Annotated in this window: 14 protein-coding genes; 6 read left to right on the top strand and 8 right to left on the bottom strand. The window is 58.8% G+C overall.

The genetic code is table 11. From position 1 onward, the window contains the following. The first annotated feature begins 6 nt into the window (after nucleotides 1–6). The 5 genes from LOY43_RS09210 to cobA all read left to right on the top strand — a co-directional run bounded on the left by LOY43_RS09210 (nucleotide 7) and on the right by cobA (nucleotide 8,340). Complete coding sequence (locus LOY43_RS09210; RefSeq protein WP_258709497.1) at nucleotides 7–1,677, top strand: bifunctional protein-serine/threonine kinase/phosphatase; 1,671 nt, start codon at nucleotides 7–9, stop codon at nucleotides 1,675–1,677. 400 nt (nucleotides 1,678–2,077) lie between these two features. Further along, nucleotides 2,078–4,531 (top strand): nitrite reductase large subunit NirB, encoded by a 2,454-nt coding sequence (gene nirB, locus LOY43_RS09205; protein WP_095124897.1) that lies wholly within the window; start codon nucleotides 2,078–2,080, stop codon nucleotides 4,529–4,531. Then, nucleotides 4,528–4,845: a nitrite reductase small subunit NirD gene (gene nirD, locus LOY43_RS09200; RefSeq protein WP_016985592.1), complete on the top strand. Its 318-nt coding sequence runs from the start codon at nucleotides 4,528–4,530 to the stop codon at nucleotides 4,843–4,845. Before nirB ends, nirD begins: the two co-directional genes overlap by 4 nt. After that, the gene (locus tag LOY43_RS09195) at nucleotides 4,845–7,559 is read left to right on the top strand and encodes a nitrate reductase (RefSeq protein WP_258709496.1); all 2,715 of its coding nucleotides are present in this window, start codon (nucleotides 4,845–4,847) and stop codon (nucleotides 7,557–7,559) included. Before nirD ends, LOY43_RS09195 begins: the two co-directional genes overlap by 1 nt. 13 nt (nucleotides 7,560–7,572) lie before the next feature. Then, nucleotides 7,573–8,340 carry a uroporphyrinogen-III C-methyltransferase gene (cobA, locus tag LOY43_RS09190; protein ID WP_258709495.1) on the top strand — a complete coding sequence of 256 codons (768 nt, stop codon included), beginning with the start codon at nucleotides 7,573–7,575 and terminating at the stop codon, nucleotides 8,338–8,340. Nucleotides 8,341–8,437: 97 nt separating this feature from the next. On the opposite strand, the gene LOY43_RS09185 is transcribed toward cobA, so the two are convergent. The 8 genes from LOY43_RS09185 to ppsA all read right to left on the bottom strand — a co-directional run bounded on the left by LOY43_RS09185 (nucleotide 8,438) and on the right by ppsA (nucleotide 16,684). Continuing rightward, nucleotides 8,438–9,472 (bottom strand): OmpA family protein, encoded by a 1,035-nt coding sequence (locus LOY43_RS09185; RefSeq protein WP_095047746.1) that lies wholly within the window; start codon nucleotides 9,470–9,472, stop codon nucleotides 8,438–8,440. Nucleotides 9,473–9,579: 107 nt separating this feature from the next. Beyond that, complete coding sequence (gene sigX, locus LOY43_RS09180) at nucleotides 9,580–10,170, bottom strand: RNA polymerase sigma factor SigX (RefSeq protein ID WP_011333251.1); 591 nt, start codon at nucleotides 10,168–10,170, stop codon at nucleotides 9,580–9,582. A gap of 90 nt (nucleotides 10,171–10,260) precedes the next feature. After that, nucleotides 10,261–11,085 (bottom strand): mechanosensitive ion channel family protein, encoded by an 825-nt coding sequence (locus LOY43_RS09175; RefSeq protein ID WP_007916401.1) that lies wholly within the window; start codon nucleotides 11,083–11,085, stop codon nucleotides 10,261–10,263. A gap of 2 nt (nucleotides 11,086–11,087) precedes the next feature. Continuing rightward, nucleotides 11,088–11,336 (bottom strand): hypothetical protein, encoded by a 249-nt coding sequence (locus LOY43_RS09170; RefSeq protein ID WP_008076827.1) that lies wholly within the window; start codon nucleotides 11,334–11,336, stop codon nucleotides 11,088–11,090. Between the two features lie 63 nt (nucleotides 11,337–11,399). Further along, complete coding sequence (locus LOY43_RS09165; RefSeq protein ID WP_095047747.1) at nucleotides 11,400–12,395, bottom strand: zinc transporter ZntB; 996 nt, start codon at nucleotides 12,393–12,395, stop codon at nucleotides 11,400–11,402. Nucleotides 12,396–12,417: 22 nt separating this feature from the next. Then, entirely contained in the window at nucleotides 12,418–12,909 is a 492-nt protein-coding gene (rraA, locus tag LOY43_RS09160; protein ID WP_095047748.1) for a ribonuclease E activity regulator RraA, read from the bottom strand. Nucleotides 12,910–13,133: 224 nt separating this feature from the next. Next, a complete protein-coding gene (locus tag LOY43_RS09155) occupies nucleotides 13,134–14,123 on the bottom strand; it encodes a lysophospholipase (RefSeq protein ID WP_258709494.1) in 990 nt (329 codons plus the stop codon). A 185-nt stretch (nucleotides 14,124–14,308) separates the two neighbouring features. Further along, nucleotides 14,309–16,684: a phosphoenolpyruvate synthase gene (gene ppsA / locus LOY43_RS09150; RefSeq protein WP_095124901.1), complete on the bottom strand. Its 2,376-nt coding sequence runs from the start codon at nucleotides 16,682–16,684 to the stop codon at nucleotides 14,309–14,311. A gap of 174 nt (nucleotides 16,685–16,858) precedes the next feature. On the opposite strand from ppsA, the gene LOY43_RS09145 reads away from it, so the two are divergent. Further along, the gene (locus LOY43_RS09145; protein WP_016773826.1) at nucleotides 16,859–17,677 is read left to right on the top strand and encodes a pyruvate, water dikinase regulatory protein; all 819 of its coding nucleotides are present in this window, start codon (nucleotides 16,859–16,861) and stop codon (nucleotides 17,675–17,677) included. The last annotated feature ends 105 nt before the right edge of the window (nucleotides 17,678–17,782 follow it).

Genomic DNA, 17,782 nt, shown 5'->3' with positions numbered 1-17,782 from the left:
CCTTCGATGGCCCTGCAACTGAGCTTTGCCGAAGCCAGCGCCACCGGCCCGCGCGCGGAGAATCAGGACGCTATGCGTCTGGTCACGCCCGCGCCGGCGCTGGCGGCGAGCAAGGGTTATCTGTTCGCTATCGCCGATGGCGTCAGCCAGTGTGCCGATGGCGGACTGGCCGCGCGTTCAACCTTGCAAGCCTTGGCGCTGGACTACTACGCCACACCGGAAACCTGGAGCGTGGCCCAGGCACTGGATCGCCTGCTGCTCGCGCAAAACCGCTGGTTGCAGGCCAACGGTGGTGGGCAACCGTTGCTCACCACAGTCAGCGCCTTGGTCATGCGTGGTCGGCGTTTCACCCTCGCCCACGTCGGCGATTGCCGGGTGTATCGCTGGCACGCCGACAGCTTGCAGCGAATCAGCGAAGACCACGTCTGGGATCAGCCGGGCATGCAGCATGTGCTCAAGCGTGCGCTAGGGCTGGATCAGCATCTGGTGCTGGACTTCCTTGATGGCGAACTGCGCGACGGCGAGTGCTTTGTTTTGCTCAGTGACGGTGTCTGGTCGACACTCGGCGATACCGCTATTGCGGCGATTCTGCGTGATCAACCAGATCTGCACAGTGCCGCGCAGACGCTGGTCAACGCCGCGCATCTGGCGGGGAGCCAGGACAATGCCAGTGCTTTGCTGGTGCGGGTGGATGCTTTGGGTGAGGCCAGTATCGGCGATGCGCTGATTCATCTGCAGCAATGGCCCCTGCCGCCACCGTTGAAACCCGGTCAGTCGTTCGAAGGCTGGCAAGTGCTGGACGTTGTCGCTCAGAGCCAGCAATCGCTGCTGTATCGGGTGATTGATGGACAAGGTCAGACGTGGCTTCTGAAAACCCTACCCACGCGTTCCGCCGATGATTCCTACGCCGGGCAAGCACTGTTGTCCGAGGAATGGTTTCTGAAACGCGTAGCCGGTCGCCACTTTCCTGAAGTCCATGCCTGCCAGCAGCGTCAGCATTTGTACTACGTGATGCGGGAATATTCCGGGGCGACGCTGGCGCAGCTGTTTCAACAGTCAGGCCCGTTGTCGTTGGCACAGTGGCAGGACATCGCCGAGCGCCTGTTGCGTGCGGTCGGGCTGCTGCATCGGCGGCAGATCCTGCACCGGGACATCAAACCGGAAAATCTGCACGTGGGCGACGACGGCGAATTGCGTCTGCTGGATTTTGGCCTGGCGTACTGCCCAGGCTTGTCCGAAGACGCGCCGTCAACGTTGCCGGGAACGCCCAGCTATATTGCCCCGGAAGCGTTTCGTGGGGATCCGCCGAATGTGCAGCAGGATTTGTATGCGGTCGGTGTGACCCTGTATTTCTTGCTCACCGGGCATTTTCCCTATGGCGAGATCGAAGCGTTTCAGCGGCCGCGATTTGCTGTGGCAGTGAGTGCCAGTCGATTTCGGCCGGATCTGCCGGAATGGCTGGCGCAGAGTCTGGAGCGCGGGGTGGCGGCTGATCCGCAGCAACGGTTTGAAACGGCTGAAGAGTGGTTGCTGGTGCTGGAGCAGGGCGAGCGGCGCAGTTTGAGTGTGCGGCCCAGACCATTATTGGAGCGTGAGCCGTTGAAGGTGTGGCGGACGATGGCGATCGTGGCTCTGCTGGGGAATCTGGTGCTGCTGGTTTTGTTGTTTCACGGCTGACACCGCATCGCCAGGCTCACTCCTACAATTTGAAATGCGTTCCCCTGTAGGAGTGAGCCTGCTCGCGATGACGTCAGCCCAATCACAACAATTCTGTCTGCCTGAATGCCCCACGAACGAGCAACCCGCGTCGATTCGGTGCAAAAAATCCCCGTCAATTACCGCTCCCGCCCAATAAACACGCCATTCCCCCACTTGGCACAACCACTGCATTAACCCAACCAACACACACATAAAGCCCAACCTTCAACGACGAAGGCTGCGCTTCCCGAGAGAACGGGACCAGGACAAAGGCGTCCTCGCTAGGCAACTAGCGGGACGCCTTTTTTTGTTTGCGCAAAATTTGTCGAGCAAGGCCTGACTGCCCACAAGAGGCCAGCCGCAGCTCCCGGAGAACCTGATGAAAAAACTCAAACTGGTGATGATCGGCAATGGCATGGCCGGGGTCCGCACCCTGGAAGAACTGCTCAAGCTGAGCAACGAGCTGTACGACATCACGGTCTTCGGCGCCGAACCGCACACCAACTACAACCGCATCCTGTTGTCGCCGGTGCTGGCCGGTGAGCAGACCTTCGAAGAGATCGTCCTCAACGACCTCGACTGGTACCTGGAAAACAACATCAAGTTGCTGCTCAACCGCAAAGTGGTGGAGATCGACCGGGTCAAACGCCGGGTGATCGCCGAGGACGGCACCGAAGCCGAATACGATCGCCTGCTGATCGCCACCGGCTCGACGCCGTTCATCCTGCCGATCCCCGGCAACACCTTGCACGGGGTGATCGGTTACCGCGACATCGCCGACACCCAAGCCATGATCGACACCGCCAAAACCCACAAACACGCGGTGGTCATCGGTGGTGGTCTGCTCGGTCTCGAAGCCGCCAATGGCCTGATGCTGCGCGGCATGCACGTCACCGTGGTGCACATCGGTGAGTGGTTACTGGAACGTCAACTCGACAAAACCAGCGGCCAACTGCTGCAAAACGCCCTTGAATCCCGTGGCCTGCACTTCCGTCTGTGCGAACAGACTCAGGCGCTGCACGACGCAGGCAATGGCCGGGTCGGCTCGGTGCAGTTCAAGAACGGCGACATCATCCCCGCCGATCTGGTGGTAATGGCTGCCGGTATTCGTCCCAACACAGAATTGGCGGAAAAGGCCGGCATCCCGTGCAATCGCGGGATTCTGGTCAACGACACGCTGCAAACCTACGACCCGCGCATTTATGCCATCGGCGAGTGCGCCAGCCACCGCGGCATTGCCTACGGTCTGGTCGCGCCGTTGTTCGAACAGGCCAAGGTCTGCGCCAACCACCTCGCACAACTGGGTTTCGCCCGTTATCAGGGTTCGGTGACCTCGACCAAATTGAAAGTCACCGGCATCGATCTGTTTTCTGCCGGCGATTTCATGGGCGGCGAAGGCACGGAAACCATCACCCTCTCCGACCCGATTGGCGGCGTGTACAAAAAACTGGTGATCAAGGATGACGTGCTAGTCGGCGCCTGTCTGTACGGCGATACGGCAGATGGCGGTTGGTATTTCCGGCAGATTCGTGAGAATCACGCCATCGGCGAGATCCGTGATCACCTGATGTTCGGAGAAAACGCACTCGGAGACGTAGGACATCAGGGCCAGGACAAAGCCATGGTCATGGCCGACAGCGCCGAAGTCTGCGGTTGCAACGGCGTGTGCAAAGGCACCATCGTCAAAGCCATTCAGGAACACGGCCTGTTCAGCGTCGACGAGGTGAAGAAACATACCAAAGCGGCCAGCTCCTGCGGCTCGTGCGCCGGGCTAGTCGAACAGATCCTGATCAACACCGTCGGCGGCGCGGCGGACGTCAAACCGAAAAGCGAAAAAGCCATCTGCGGTTGCAGCGATCTCAACCACGGCCAGATCCGCCAGGCTATTCGCGAACAGCATCTGCTGACCATCGCCGGGACCATGAGCTACCTCAATTGGCGCACGCCGAACGGCTGCGCCACCTGCCGCCCGGCCCTCAACTATTACCTGATTTCCACCTGGCCCGGCGAAGCCAAGGACGATCCGCAATCGCGCCTGATCAACGAGCGTGCACACGCCAACATCCAGAAGGACGGCACGTATTCGGTGGTACCACGGATGTGGGGCGGCGTGACCAATCCTTCGGAACTGCGGCGGATTGCCGACGTGGCCGACAAGTACAACGTGCCGATGGTCAAGGTCACCGGCGGTCAGCGCATCGACTTGCTCGGCATCAAGAAGCAGGACTTGCCCGGCGTCTGGAAAGACCTCGACATGCCGTCCGGGCATGCCTACGGCAAATCCATCCGTACCGTGAAGACCTGCGTCGGCAGCGAGTTCTGCCGCTTCGGCACGCAAAACTCGACACAACTGGGCATCGAGCTCGAGCACGATCTGTTCAACATGTGGTCGCCGCACAAAGTGAAACTCGCCGTCTCCGGTTGCCCACGCAACTGCTCGGAAGCGGGGATCAAAGACGTAGGAATTATCGGTGTCGACTCCGGTTGGGAGATGTACATCGGCGGTAACGGCGGAATCAAAACCGAGGTCGCTGAGTTTTTCGTCAAGCTGAAAACCGCCGAGGAAGTCCGCGAATACAACGGCGCGTTCCTGCAGCTCTACCGCGAAGAAGCCTTCTACCTCGAACGCACCGTGCACTACCTGCAACGGGTCGGCATGGAGCACATCAAGAAAGCCGTGCTCGAAGACCCCGAGCGTCGCAAGGCCCTGAACGAGCGCCTGCAATTCTCTCTGTCGTTCGAGCAAGACCCTTGGAAAGAGCGTCTGGCGCAGCCGCAACTGAAGAAAGAATTCGATGTGATCCCTGTGAAGAATCTGGAGGTGCCGGCATGAACTGGCTAGATATCTGCGCTCTCGACGAGATCAATGCCCTCGGTTCGCGAATCATTGCCGGGCCGAAAGGTGACATCGCGATTTTTCGTACAAGCGACGATGAGGTTTTCGCCCTCGACGACCGCTGCCCGCACAAGGGCGGGCCATTGTCGCAAGGTTTGATCTACGGCAAACGTGTGGCCTGCCCGCTGCACAACTGGCAAATCGACCTCGAATCTGGCGAAGCTCAGGCGCCGGATATCGGTTGCGCGCACCATCACCCGGCACGGGTCGAAAACGGTCGTGTGCAACTGGCCCTGCGGGACGCCATCTGATGAGCCGCCAGACGACCGCCTCGACCTGCTGTTATTGCGGGGTCGGCTGCGGCGTGCTGATCGAGCATGACGGCGAGCGCATCCTCGGCGTCAGCGGCGATCCGGCGCACCCGGCCAACTTCGGCAAACTGTGCAGCAAAGGCTCGACCCTGCACCTGACCGGCGACCTGGCAGCCCGCGCGCTGTACCCGGAACTGCGTCTGGGCAAAGGCCTGGCGCGCAGCCGAACGGATTGGGATACGGCACTGGAACACGCTGCCAACGTGTTCGCCGAGACCATTGCCGAGCACGGCCCGGACAGCGTGGCGTTCTATATCTCCGGGCAGTTGCTGACCGAGGACTATTACGCCTTCAACAAACTGGCGCGGGCGTTGGTCGGGACCAACAACATCGACAGCAATTCGCGCCTGTGCATGTCTTCAGCGGTGGTCGGCTACAAGCGCAGCCTCGGCGCCGACGCCCCGCCGTGCAGCTATGAGGATCTGGAACTCAGCGATTGCGTGATGATCGTCGGCAGTAACATGGCCTACGCCCATCCGGTACTTTTCCGTCGGCTGGAAGAGGCAAAATCCCGCCGCCCGCAGATGAAAGTCATCGTCATTGATCCACGGCGCACCGATACCTGCGATCTTGCCGATTTGCACTTGGCGATTCTGCCGGGCACAGATGTCGCTTTATTTCATGGGATTTTGCATCTGTTGTTGTGGGAAGACTGGATCGACCGTGACTTCATCAAGGCGCACACCGATGGCCTCGCCGACTTGAAAAATCTAGTCCGTGATTACACCCCGCAGATGGTTTCGCAACTGTGCGGGATCAGTGTCGAGCAATTGCAGCAATGCGCGGAATGGGTGGGCACCTCGCCGAGTTTTCTGTCGCTGTGGTGCATGGGCCTGAACCAGTCCACCGCTGGCAGCGCGAAGAACAGCGCGCTGATCAATCTGCATTTAGCCACCGGGCAAATCGGCCGTCCGGGTGCAGGACCTTTCTCCCTCACCGGTCAGCCGAATGCCATGGGCGGGCGCGAAACGGGCAGTTTGTCGAATCTGTTGCCGGGCCATCGAGACGCGGCCAACCCTGAACATCGCGCCGAAGTAGCGGCATATTGGGGCGTTGATCGGTTGCCGGAAAGTACCGGTCTCAGTGCCATCGAACTGTTCGAGCAAGTGCGCAACGGCAAGATCAAGGCGTTGTGGATTGCCTGCACCAACCCTGCACAATCGATGCCGGACCAACATGCTGTGCGAACAGCGCTTGAGACCTGCCCGTTTGTGGTTCTGCAAGAAGCCTTTCGCACCACCGAAACCGCTGCATTCGCCGATCTCCTGCTACCCGCCGCCAGTTGGGGCGAGAAAGAAGGCTCGGTGACCAATTCCGAGCGACGCATTTCCCACGTGCGTAAAGCCATCCTCCCACCGGGTGAGGCGCGGCCGGACTGGGAGATCACGGTAGATTTCGCACAACGTCTGGAGAAACGTCTGCGTCCCGCTGAGTCGAGCCTGTTTACGTTTAACCAACCTGCGCAGTTGTTCGATGAATTCAAAGGGCTGACGCGTGGACGGGATCTGGATATGTCCGGGATCAGCCACACGCTGATCGACGAGATCGGACCGCAGCAATGGCCCTTCCCTGTCGGAGCGCGGCAAGGAACGCCACGACTGTACGAGGACGGTATTTTTCCTACGGCCAACGGTCGGGCTCAGTTTATTGCCGATCCGTATCGCGCCGCCAAAGAGCAGCGCGATGCTCGCTTTCCACTGACGTTGATCACTGGCCGCTTGCGCGATCAATGGCACGGTATGAGCCGCACTGGCACGGCAGCGCAATTGTTCGGGCATGTCAGCGAAGCGGTGTTGAGCCTGCACCCGGACGAAATGCGCCGGCATCGTTTGCAGCCGGGCGATCTGGTCAACCTTAAAAGTCGTCGCGGCGCGGTAATCGTCGCGGTTGGCAGCGATGACAGCGTACGTCCGGGGCAAGCGTTTCTGCCGATGCACTGGGGCGACCGTTTTCTCAAGGGCGGTGTGAACAGCCTGACCCTGCCGGACTTTGATCCGCTGTCGAAGCAACCGGAACTCAAACACAGCGGTGTGCGCCTCGAGCCGGTCAATCTGCCGTGGCAACTTTTCGCACTGATCGAGGGTGATGTTCAACGGCATTTCGAGACGCTACGACCGCTCTGTGAGGCATTTTCCTACGTGAGTCTCAGCCTTGTCGGACGTGAACGATCGGCATTGCTGATACGCGCGGCCAGCAGCGAAGCTCCGAATGCGCAATTGCTCGGTGAAATCGACCAATGCCTGTCACTGATCGACGGCCCGGTATTGGCCTATGACGATCCTCGCCGCGCCATTGGCAAACGCGTGCGCATTGAAAACGGCCGGATCACTGCTATCCGGTTAGCCGGTGAAACCCTCGCTCAGCATTGGCTGCAAGGGTTGTGGCTGGAAGGCCGTGCGGATGAGCAACTGCGGCGCTGGCTATTGGCGCCAATGAGTGCGCCGCCGGGCAGTGTCGGGGCGCAAATGGCTGTGGATAAAACCCTGTGCAACTGCAAGAACGTCAGCCTCAACGCGGTCTGCGCCGGCATTCGCCAAGGCCTGGATCTGCAGGGCTTGAAAAACCAACTGGGCTGCGGCACGCAATGCGGATCGTGCGTCCCGGAAATAAAACGCTTACTGGCTGCCGACGTGCAGCCAGCCGCCGTCATCTGATGAGGAAAACACCATGAACGCAAAAGTCTGGCTGGTGGGTGCAGGTCCTGGTGATCCGGAACTGCTGACCCTCAAAGCGGTACGCGCCCTGCGCGAGGCCGATGTGGTGCTGATCGATGATCTGGTCAACGACGCGGTGCTGGAACACTGCCCTGACGCCCACATCATTGCAGTGGGTAAACGCGGCGGCTGCCGTTCGACACCGCAAGCGTTTATCCATCGGCTGATGCTGCGCTATGCCCGCCATGGCAAGTGTGTGGTGCGGCTCAAGGGCGGCGATCCGTGCATTTTCGGCCGAGGTGGCGAAGAGGCGCAGTGGCTGCGTGAAAGAGGCGTTGAGGTGGAACTGGTCAATGGCATTACCGCCGGGCTGGCCGGGGCGACGCAGTGCGATATTCCGCTGACGTTACGCGGTGTGGCGCGCGGGGTGACGCTGGTGACTGCACACACGCAGGACGACAGCCAGTTGAACTGGCAGGCGCTGGCACAGGGGGGGACGACGCTGGTGGTTTATATGGGCGTGGCCAAGCTGGGGGAGATTCGCGATCAACTGCTGGCAGGCGGGATGGCGGCGGATACGCCGGTGGCGATGATCGAGAATGCATCGTTGCCAGAGCAGCGCGAATGCCGGAGTGATCTGGCGAGTATGAGTGATGATGCGTGTGCGTTTGGATTGAAAAGCCCGGCGATTCTGGTGATCGGGGCGGTGGCGGCTGTTGTTGAAGATCAAAAGATCGCAGCCTGCGGCAGCTCCTACTTTGGATCTGCATTGGTCCTGTAGGAGCTGCCGAAGGCTGCGATCTTTTAAAGCTGCAAAGCCAAATCGCAGGCAAAGAAAAGCCCGGCCTAAGCCGGGCTTTTCTCAGAGCGGCAGCTAATTACTTAGCTTGAGCTTCAACCTGCGCTTCTACGCGACGGTTTACAGCGCGGCCAGCTTCAGTTTTGTTGTCAGCAACTGGGCGGGATTCGCCGTAGCCAACAGACTGAACGCGGGACGATTCAACACCGTACTGGTTGGTCAGAACTTGCTTAACGGCGTTTGCACGACGCTCGGACAGTTTCTGGTTGTAAGCGTCAGGACCGACGGAGTCAGTGTGACCTTCAACAGTAGTGGTGGTGGATGGGTACTGCTTCATGAAGTCAGCCAGGTTTTTGATGTCGCCGTAGCTGTTTGGCTTCACAACCGACTTGTCGAAGTCGAACTTAACGTCCAGCTCAACACGAACAACTTCAGCAACTGCTGGGCAGCCGTCAGCGTCAACAGTTACGTTGGCTGGGGTGTCCGGGCACTTGTCAACGTTGTCGCAAACGCCATCGTTGTCGCTGTCGGAGCAGACTTCAGCTGGTGCTGGAACTGGAGCAGCAGCAGGCTTGGAGCCGCCACCGAAGTTCACACCGATACCGACGCTAGGAGCCCACTCGGTGTCGCCCTGGTCGATGTTGTACTGAGCTTCAACGCCAGCACGGGCGTAGAAGTTCTCGGTGAAGTACAGCTTGGCACCGCCACCAACGTTAGCGAAGGTAGAACGGTTACGACCGTTCGAACCGTTCTGGTCGATGCTCTGGTCGGAGAAACCGGCCGAGACGTATGGACGCAGCATGTCGCCTGGGTTGTTGAAGTGGTACAGAGCGTCCAGAGCGGTGTTAGCGCCTTTTACGTTCTTGCCATCATCGGCACGTACGTTGTGCACTTCGTCGTAGCCCAGACGCAGTTCAACGTCGTCGGTCAGGAAGTAACCGATCGAGCCGCCGAACAGGTTGCCGTTGTTCTTGAAGTTACGAGCGCTGTCGAATTGTTCTTTCTTTGCGAAGCCTTCGATTTCAACTGCGCCTTGGCCTTGTGCCAGAGCGCCGAACGAAGTGGCGGCAATCAGAGAACCAATGGCCAAGCCCAAGGTGTTTTTCAGTTTCATCCGTTAAATCCCCATCTGGTGATTGTGAAGCAGTCCCGCAAACCGGGGGACAACTCGGCGGCAAGTCTATCAGAACTTGCCTACACGTAAGAGATATTTGCGCTGAACTAAGTTTCAGCAATGCCTGCAAATTTCTCACGCAATTTATCTAGAGCACGTTTGTAACGCATTTTTGTCGCACTCAAACCCATGTGCATGATGTCTGCGATCTCCTGAAATTCCAGCTCTGCGACAAATCGAAGCACCAGAATTTCGCGGTCAATCGGGTTCACATACACCAGCCAGCGATCAAGCCCGCCCTTCTCCTCGGGTTTCGGCGCCTTTTCTTCGGACGCTTCCTCGAGGGGGTCAAGACTCAATGCGTCCATCAAGCGACGCTTTCGCCGTTCCTTCCGATACTGCGTAATACATTCGTTGTACGTGATGCTGTAGAGCCACGTTTTGAACTTCGATTTCCCCTCGAAGTTCTTCAGGCCATACAGCACCTTCAACATGACTTCCTGACAGACATCGTCTGCGTCGCGATCGTTCCCAAGATATCTCGCACAAACGTTAAATAATGTTCGCTGGTAACGCCGCATCAGTTCTTCATAGGCGCGCGTTACGTGAAAAAGCTCGGTATGCGAGCGCGCGACCAACTCCTCATCAGAGAGCTCGCGGGGGTCGTAGCGCGTGGATAGCGTTTGGGCTTTATTCAAAACAAGTCGTGCCGACAGTCAGGTCAATGTCCGCCGCAACCAGCATCAGCTGGCATTTTGCGGCGGCATACATTAGCAGGGTTTGCCGGATTAGCGGCTACTCACATGCTGTTCCAGCAGGATCCGATTGGAAAGAGAGACTAGCTCACCCTCATCGGTCAGCAATGTGGTTTTAACCGTGCCGATCTCCTCGATCTGGCCTTCGACCTCGCCAACACGCACTTGTTGCCCAACCTGATACAACTCACGCACATAGATTCCCGCAAGAATCTGACCGGCAATTTCCCGGCTTCCCAAACCCATGGCCAGCGCAACGGCCAGACCAACGGTAATCAAAACGATGACGATCACATGGTTCAGCAGGTCAGTCTTGACCTCAAGCTGACTGATCGCGACCGAGATGCTGATGATGATCACCAGCCCCTGAGCAATTCGCCCAAGCCCCGAAGCGTAGTCCAGGCCGACGCCTTCTGCCGCCCCGCGCACCAGCCCATTGGCCAGTTGCGCGAGCAAAACACCTACCAGCAACACCAGCGCCGCGCCGAATACTTTCGGCAAATAGAGCGCCAACATATCCAGCGTAGCCGAAACTCGCTCAAGGCCAAGGGATTCTGCTGCAGAAACCAGGAAAATCAGCAGAACGAACCAGTAAACGATTTTACCGATCAGGGTCGAGATCGGAACTTGCAACCCGGCGCGCGACATCAACTTGGTCAGCCCGGTGCCGCCCATCAGGCGATCAAGACCGAGCTTGGCGAGCAGTTTGGACAGCAGGGTATCGAGCAGCTTGGCCACGACGAAACCCAACAGCAGCACGACCAATGCGCCGAACAGGTTCGGGATGAAGTTGGCGACTTTGGTCCACAACGCAGTCATTGCAGTGACGAGGCTCTGAGTCCAGAGATCAAGTTCCATATTCAATCAGCCTTATCAGCAGTGCGAGCGGTAGGTTTACGAAGACGGGAAACCGGCGAGACATGCGCCGATCCATTATTCAGGGCGATCATCAGCGCGGGCAGCCAGCGGCCCAGCAGGCTGAACAGATCACCGGCGCCAACCTGGCGGTTGGCGGTTTTGAGTACGCGGCCCAGGCACGCATCGTCGTCGCGGCTGGACGGCGAAGCGTTGAGCATGTCGCGCAAAGACTGTTCAAACGGATCGTGCATACGCACCTCTCGTGATGTCTGTGAAAGACGCGGGCAGATTTGGTCGGGTCACATGCGCCATCTTCATACCCAGCGCAAACGACGGAATAACCACCACTGACCGAAGGCCAGGGTGAGCACCGTCAAACAGGCAATCAGGAAACCATAAGGGCTGCTGGAGAACGGAATTCCGCCGACGTTTATACCCAGCAGACCGGTGATAAAACTCATCGGCAAAAAGATGCAGGTGATGATCCCGAAGCGGTACATCGTGCGATTCATACGCTCGCTCAAGCGTCGGTCTTCAGCCTCAAGCACAAGCCCCACGCGCTCTCGGGTCAATTCGAGCTCTTCGAGATAGCGGGTCAGACTGTTGTTCAGTTCGTTCCAGTAATCGGCATCGTCATCGACAAACCAAGGCAGTTTTATCCGCGTCAGTTGTCCGAAAATATCCCGCTGCGGCGCGAGAAATCGCTTTAGTCCGGCCGCCCGGCGACGGATGTGCAAAATGGCGCCATGCTCGGGAGTATACCGTTCGTCGGCATCCATCTTTTCTTCTTCCTCATCGGCGATTTCCGAGAGGCAAGTGACCAGATCCTGCACCTTGTTGGTGAGGAACTGCGCCAGATAAAGGATCAGTTCGGAGGAGGTTTTCGGGCCGTTGCCGTCGGCCAATTGCGCCAGCAGCTCATCGGTGGCGCGCAACGGGCGCAAACGCAGTGAAATCACCCGTTGGGCAGAAGCGAAAATCCGCACCGAGACCATGTCTTCCGGCTCGGCGCCCGGATTCAGATTGACTCCGCGCAGAAACAGCAACAGTTCGGCATCCGGCAGCGGCAACAGGCGCGGCCGGGTGTTCTCTTCCAGCAGCAGATCGCAGGTGAATTCATTGAGCCCGCTGGATTTGCGCAGCCAGGTCTGGGTCTGCGGATGGCTGCGATCCCAATGCAGCCACAGGCTTTCATGGGCCTGCAGCTGCAAATCGTCGAGCTCAGTCCGGGCTATCGAACGCGCACCGCCTTTTCCGTCCAGCACCAGGGCATGCACCAGCCCCCACTGCGCGTTTTCTTCCTCGAACATCCGCATCCCTTTGTCGAAAAGCTTATTCAGGCATCTTCAGCGGACTCGGCGAGACGATCACGCCGTTGTTGTCCGCATAAATGTAGTGGCCCGGGTGGAACGTCACACCGGCGAAAGTCACCGGGACGTTGAGGTCGCCGATACCACGTTTTTCAGTTTTCATCGGATGGCTGGCCAGCGCCTGCACGCCCAGATCGGTCTGCGCGATGACGTCAACGTCACGGATGCAGCCGTAGATCACCAGCCCTTCCCAACCGTTTTTAGCGGCCTTTTCGGCGATCAGGTCCCCCAGCAATGCACGGCGCAGCGAACCGCCGCCATCGACGACCAGCACCTTGCCGTTACCCTTGAGTTCAGCCTGTTCCTTGACCAGCGAGTTGTCTTCGAAGCATTTGATGGTCACGATTTCGCCGCCGAACGAATCACGGCCGCCGAAATTGCTGAACATCGGTTCCAGCACCTGTACCAGCTCCGGATAGGCGTCGCACAGATCAGGCGTAAGGTAATGGTTCATCGAAAAACTCCTGTAAAAAGGAAAACGATCGAGGATGCTGCGTTCTGAAGAGACGAGTTTCGGAGGTCGCTGTTTACCTTAGTCCATCCCATGGTCGCTGAACGAACCTGAACAAACCCTGAAACGTAATAGCTAAACCGCCACCAAAAATGACCAGATCCGCACATTGCGTCATATCTTAGCCGCAAGCCAACCCGAACGAAATCCCTTCAAGGCCTTCGCACTCACACAGCAGCGGCCAGATCCGGCTTCTCGCCCAGCAATGGCGTGTGCTGATCGCTCAACCAACGCGCCACCAGTGGCCACACCTCGGTCTGCGCCGCTTTGCTCACCAACATCTCGACATGGCCGAAATTATCGTTGAAGCCCTGCTCGCGACCCAGATTGATGAACTGCTTGTGCTCGGAGCCGATCTGCTCGAACAATTTGCGACAGGCCCAGGCCGGATCCTGATGATCCCCTGCTGCGGTCACCGCCAGCACTGGCACTTGAACATCGGCCAGCCCCGCCCACCAATCCTTGTCCTTGTCGCCAAAACGACCGAACAAGCCGTACCAGCGCATGCTTTCCAGCGCCAGACCGATCGGCTCATCTTCCGGGCCACGTTTGAGACGCGAACCCGACAATTGCGCAAAACGCTTGAGGATAAAGCGCCCGCTCCACTCTACTGGCGGGATTTTCAGCGGCCAGTAGGTGCGGCTGACTTGGGTGCCAAAAAACGCTGCCGACGCTACCGCCGGCTCGCCCAGGTATTCGCCACCGAGCGCCGCCGCCAGGGTGATGCCGCCCAGCGAATGGCCAATCCAGTGCGGCACTTGTCCGCTCTGCTCACGCACGAACGCGGCAATCGCCGGCAGGTCGTAGCGGGCATAGTCGGCCACGCGATTGCGCCGGTATTCTTCGTTGCGCTGCGACAGGCCGTGGCCGCGCATCTCCGGAATCCACACGTCGAACCCCAGGCGCGTCAGATATGCGCCCAAGCCCAGGCCTTTGGGTGAGAACCAGAAGCGCCGATTGGAAAAACTGCCGTGCAGCAAAATCACCGGCACACCACGAGGCGTCGAGTCATCGGCCATACCCAAACGGGTCACAGCGATTTCCACGGACCAGTCGGGACTGTTACCGGGTTTCAAGCGATACACGTCTTCGCTCAGATCACCACGCCGTTCGGCGCTGATCAGGGCGACAGGAAATAAGTTGCTGCTGCTTTGCATAATGCTCTTGCACAAAAAAGGGCGGCATCCGGAGACCCCGCCCTGTTTGAATCATAAGGAACCGAACCGTGTAGGAGTGAGCCTGCTCGCGATGGCGGTGTGTCATTCGAATCGATGCTGACTGTCATGACGCTATCGCGAGCAGGCTCACTCCTACAGGGAGACGCGGCCCGTTCACATGTTGATCAAGCCGGGGCTTGGCCTTCGGCGAGGAAGAACCAGGTTTCCAGCACGGAGTCCGGGTTCAGCGACACGCTTTCGATGCCCTGCTCCATCAGCCACTTGGCCAGATCCGGGTGGTCCGAAGGACCCTGACCGCAGATACCGATGTACTTGCCGGCCTTGTTGCACGCGGCAATCGCGTTGGCCAACAGCTTCTTGACTGCCGGATTACGCTCGTCGAACAGGTGCGCGATGATACCGGAATCGCGGTCCAGACCCAGGGTCAGCTGAGTCAGGTCGTTGGAACCGATCGAGAAACCGTCGAAGAATTCGAGGAATTCTTCGGCCAGAATCGCGTTGGATGGCAGTTCGCACATCATGATCACGCGCAGACCGTTCTCGCCGCGCTTCAAGCCATTTTCGGCGAGCAGATCGACGACCTGGCTGGCTTCGCCGAGGGTACGGACGAACGGCACCATGATTTCGACGTTGGTCAGGCCCATCTCGTTGCGCACACGTTTCAGCGCGCGGCATTCGAGTTCGAAGCAGTCACGGAACGATTCGCTGATGTAACGCGAAGCGCCACGGAAGCCCAGCATCGGGTTTTCTTCTTCCGGCTCGTAGAGCTTGCCGCCGATCAGGTTGGCGTATTCGTTGGACTTGAAGTCCGACAGACGCACGATGACTTTCTTCGGTGCAAACGCAGCCGCGAGGGTGCTGATGCCTTCAACCAGTTTCTCGACGTAGAAGCCGACCGGATCGTCGTAACCGGCGATACGCTTGTCGACGCTGTCCTTGATTTCCTGCGGCAGACCGTCGTAGTTCAACAGCGCTTTCGGGTGGACGCCGATCATGCGGTTGATGATGAATTCCAGACGGGCCAAACCCACACCAGCGTTCGGCAGTTGCGCGAAGTCGAAGGCGCGGTCCGGGTTGCCGACGTTCATCATAATCTTGAACGGCAGCTCTGGCATGGCGTCGACGGAGTTCTTCTTGATGTCGAAGCCCAGTTCGCCTTCGAAGATGTAACCAGTGTCGCCTTCGGCGCAGGACACGGTCACGCCTTGGCCGTCCTTGAGCAGTTGGGTAGCGTTGCCGCAACCAACCACTGCCGGAATCCCCAACTCACGGGCGATGATCGCCGCGTGGCAGGTACGGCCGCCACGGTTGGTGACGATGGCGCTGGCGCGCTTCATCACCGGTTCCCAGTCCGGGTCGGTCATGTCGGAAACGAGCACGTCGCCCGGCTGGACTTTGTCCATCTCGGAGACGTCTTTGATGATGCGAACCTTACCGGCGCCGATGCGCTGGCCAATCGCACGACCTTCCACCAGCACGGTGCCGGTTTCTTTCAGCAGGTAACGTTCCATGACGTTGGCCTGGGTGCGGCTTTTCACGGTTTCCGGACGCGCCTGCACGATGTACAGCTTGCCGTCGTCACCGTCCTTGGCCCACTCGATGTCCATCGGGCAGCCGTAGTGCTTCTCGATGATCATCGCTTGCTTGGCCAGCTCGCTGACTTCAGCGTCGGACAGGCAGAACCGCGCACGATCAGCCTTGTCGACGTCGATGGTCTTGACCGAACGACCGGCCTTGGCCTCGTCGCCGTAGATCATCTTGATGGCTTTGCTGCCGAGGTTGCGACGCAGGATCGCCGGACGACCGGCCTCCAGCGTGCCCTTGTGTACGTAGAATTCGTCCGGGTTGACCGCGCCTTGTACGACGGTTTCGCCCAAGCCGTAAGCGCCGGTGATGAACACCACGTCACGGAAACCGGATTCGGTGTCGAGGGTGAACATCACGCCGGCAGTGCCGGTTTCCGAACGCACCATGCGCTGCACGCCAGCCGACAGGGCGACCAGTTTGTGGTCGAAGCCCTGGTGCACGCGGTAGGAAATTGCACGGTCGTTGAACAGCGAAGCGAACACCTCTTTGGCGGCGCGGATAACGTTTTCAACGCCACGGATGTTCAGGAAGGTTTCCTGCTGACCGGCGAACGAGGCGTCCGGCAGGTCTTCGGCGGTGGCGGAAGAACGCACGGCCACGGCCACGTCAGGGTTGCCGGCCGACAGCGCGGCAAACGCGGTGCGGATTTCGGCATTCAGTTTTTCGGGGAATTCGGCTTCCATGATCCATTGACGGATCTGTGCGCCGGTTTTGGCCAGGGCGTTGACGTCGTCGACGTCGAGCGCATCGAGGGCCGCGTGGATCTGGTCGTTGAGGCCGCTCAGTTCGAGGAAATCACGATAAGCCTGAGCCGTCGTGGCGAAGCCGCCGGGGACCGAAACACCGGCGCCTGCCAGGTTACTGATCATCTCGCCCAGGGATGCGTTCTTGCCCCCCACATGCTCAACATCGTGTTTGCCGAGCTTATCGAGGGAAACTACGTACTCTACCAAGGTGATCTCTCCACTAACTGTGTTGGAAAAGCTCAGAAACCGGCGGCCCGGGGGAGCCTTGGCCGGTTGTATGGCCTGGACCTGGAAAATAAGTGAGAATGCGGGCCAATGGCGGCCGGCAAATCGCGCCTATCATATCCAAGATTGATGACTAGCTTAAGGCCCAAGGTGCAAATGAAACGATCTGCTTTCTTCATCTCCGATGGCACCGGCATCACTGCCGAAACCCTGGGTCAAAGCCTTCTGGCGCAGTTCGAAAACATTACCTTCAGCAAATTCACGCGACCGTACATCGACAGCGTTGAGAAAGCGCGGGCCATGGTACAACAAATCAACAAAGCCGCTGAAACCGACGGCTTTCGCCCGATCATCTTCGACACCATCGTCAATCAGGACATCCGTGAGATTCTCGCAACGTCCAATGGTTTCATGATCGACATTTTCTCGACCTTCCTTGCCCCGCTGGAGCAGGAACTGACCGAGCATTCCTCCTATACCGTGGGCAAGTCGCACTCGATCGGGCACAACTCCAATTACATGGAGCGTATCGAGGCGGTTAACTTTGCCCTCGACAACGACGACGGCGCGCGCACGCACTATTACGACAAAGCCGATTTGATACTAGTGGGCGTGTCGCGATGCGGCAAAACGCCGACGTGTCTGTACATGGCCATGCAGTTCGGCATTCGCGCGGCCAACTATCCGCTGACCGAAGACGACATGGAACGCCTGACCCTGCCGACGGCCCTGCGCGCTCATCAGCACAAGCTGTTCGGCCTGACCATCGACCCCGACCGCCTCACCGCGATTCGCAACGAGCGCAAGCCCAACAGCCGTTATTCGAGCTACGCCCAGTGCGAATTCGAAGTGCGTGAAGTAGAGAATCTGTTCCGCCGCGAGAACATCCCGCACATCAACTCCACGCATTTTTCGGTGGAAGAGATTTCGGCGAAGATTCTGGTCGAGAAAGGTGTGGAGCGGCGGTTCAAGTAGATTTGTGGTGTCTGGGCTGACGCTTTCGCGAGCAGGCTCGCTCCCACAGTTTGATCGCGTTTATCCCGTTGAAATGCGGTCGAATGTGGGAGCGAGCCTGCTCGC

It is taken from the genome of Pseudomonas sp. B21-041, assembly GCF_024748675.1.
Classification (GTDB): Bacteria; Pseudomonadota; Gammaproteobacteria; order Pseudomonadales; family Pseudomonadaceae; genus Aquipseudomonas; species Aquipseudomonas neuropathica.
Note: the sequence above shows the minus strand (reverse complement) of the source record. Positions and strands in the feature narration are given on the sequence as shown.